The following is a 2,461-nucleotide window of genomic DNA, read 5'->3' on the forward strand; positions in this document are numbered from 1 at the left end:
AGTGATATCGTTGCGCCAAATGATTTTCTATTCGAACAGGTAAGTGAGTTGAATCGGTTGGCGAGTCGATCAAGGTCAATCTTCCAAAATCCTCTCCGCTGATTTGTCACTGAATCCGGCGAATAATTCCCAATCTGACGCATGGCACGCAAGAGTCCAGCAGAAAGACCAATGTATTTCGCGGCATCTCGTTCACCCAGAACATCGGCCGGTGATCGCGCCTGAAGGTCTAAACCTTCCGTGTCGACTACGAAACGTTGAGGTTTGCCGGGCGCGTTCGCATTTTTGAACGGTACAAGGCCTTTGACTACCCATCCCCGTGCCGTAGACCGCTCCACTCCAAGACGCTTAGCCAACTCGCTGACTGACACGTAGCGCCGGGCGTGCTTATCGACGCCCTTCATTCGTTCCGAGACAAGCGATTCATCGGCATGATCAACGCCGTACGCTATAAATTCGTCTCGCAGAAAATCCATATTTGTACCAATCCCCTTATTTTTGAACAGTGATTGATAAAAGCTCAAATATTTAACCCGCAAACCGCGTCCGGCGAATATGGGTTGCGAACCAAGTTTGTCAAGGAGCGCATGAAAACCTTTGGGCCAGTCTTTCAAAACAGCAGCAGCCAAAGTCATGGGTTCGTGGCCTGAAAAGGTCTTGCCTCCCGCGCGACGACCAATATTCTCCAGAATTTTAAGCAGCGACATTAACGGGATCGAATGCAGCCATTGGACAGGTAGTCCTTCGGGGTTTGCTAGCTTGTGTATCGGCATCCGATGAACCTTGCATTGAATCACTTCCATAAGGGTGGCCGTCGCACCATCCACGGGTTGAGCGGGTATATATGAAAGGTCCGCGCCGCATTGGCACGTCAACAAGCCAGGTCGATTCCAACTAAGCCCCTTTTCACACTCATGGCATCTACTAACCAGCGGGACTTGGTGGGATGGGCAGGCGGAGAAAGCGTTCAGGTCCCAGGATGCATCGATATAGCCCGTTTCTTCAATGCACATGCAACAGATGGCGGGTCGATGTAGCCGCAATGGCTGCCAATTCAAAGAGCGCCCAAGGGGATGCCCCAAAATTTGGTATTCGCGGACACCGTCCCGCGTGCACGCGCTGTAGGCATGGTGACGAAACTCGTCGCTGGCTTTGCCCAGTACCTGCGCGAGCTTTGCGATTGGAAATCCCGCGGTCGTGGATTCGTTCCTGGTAATTCCAGCAAGATCAAATACATGCCATGGAGTGCAATATCCGTTGGTCTCCGATACCCGCAAAACGTAGCCGAGAAGACTTTCGCGTTCGTGTGGGGACGGGGTGCGGACAAGCAGCTGATTTTGTTTCGACGTCACGATGCGGTCAGCTGCTGGCTCACGGGAATTGCGGCTGCTCGCCCCCTTGGCCGGAGAATCCTTTCGGGCAAAGGCTCATCCTCTTTAAGACCAATTCCCATTGCAAAGTCGATCATGTCTTGCGTGGGTTGGCATGAGAATTTCGATGTAAACGGATTTTTATCAAGCTCACCTTCCAAGCTCCAGATAGCTTTTACGTTGGCCTCGCTTAATCGCGCCAGCGATACTTTCGTGTGCCCCTCGTCGCATGCGTCCCATACAACTTGTCGCAGCAGTTTGGTGAGATAACCCATCAGCCCTCCCGTCGCGCACCAGAGTCGAAACGCCATCTCATCACTGTGAAAGCATGGCACGTCAAGATAGACCGAAATCGACTCATGGAATGCCTCTAATATTCCGATGAACTCTGCACGATCATCGTCATGAAGCCAATTAAAGCGATGCATAAAGGCTGGGGCTAAGAAACGACCTGACAACTGTTCGCTTTGTCTCAAGACGGGCAAGCAACTGTCAAGTCCGGTCACGACTAATGAGACTCGAGTGTTATCGGCGCGGAGTTTCAGCCAGTCCGCAACGTGGTGAAAAACTTTCCGCGTAGTTTTGTCGAAAAAATGCTGAAATTCGTCGAGCATCAGCATTTGGCATTCGCAGTCTTGTAGGAGTTTTTCCAATCTGGCAGTTTTTGCATTTTCTGTGCCCGTCTCCCATTTGGGATCGCCGAGCTTTTTCAGGAGTACTTCGCACAAACTCTTCGCGCTTGGCTTCGAAGGTGCTGATACACGAACCACCGGCACGATCAGTCCGGCCGCCGTGCGCCGAGGCTTGTGCATCCTTTCGAATTCTTCCAATATTCGGCTCTTGCCGGTGCGTGACGCGCCGACGATAGCGAAGCAGATAGGCTCAGGTGATTCTTTGGCATAGTCAAAGCATTGCCTCAAACGAGCTGAGGCTTTGACGAAGGCTGTATGCGGAACGAGTGTTGATTCGACGATGCGACGAAAAGACTTGGTGTCCATAAAACAACTATTCAAACAGAGGATGTAGACCGTTCTCAACGTTCGCGCACGACAGGTGAAAACTTGCGGGCGGAGTTGGTAACGGGTATGGCG

Annotated in this window: 2 protein-coding genes and 1 pseudogene; all 3 read right to left on the reverse strand. The window is 51.8% G+C overall.

What is annotated here, in order from left to right; all coding sequences use genetic code 11:
• Positions 1 to 707 (reverse strand): helix-turn-helix domain-containing protein (locus tag ACXJKR_RS29835; protein WP_457325925.1); only part of this gene is annotated, 707 nt, incomplete at its 3' end.
• A gap of 234 nt (positions 708 to 941) precedes the next feature.
• Positions 942 to 1,352, reverse strand: a pseudogene (locus tag ACXJKR_RS29840) (TniQ family protein); the annotation flags it as partial.
• A partial coding sequence (locus ACXJKR_RS29845; RefSeq protein ID WP_457325924.1) for a TniB family NTP-binding protein occupies positions 1,349 to 2,461 on the reverse strand: 1,113 nt, incomplete at its 5' end. The pseudogene ACXJKR_RS29840 and the gene ACXJKR_RS29845, both read right to left, overlap by 4 nt.

The organism is Roseateles sp. P5_E11 (assembly GCF_054049355.1).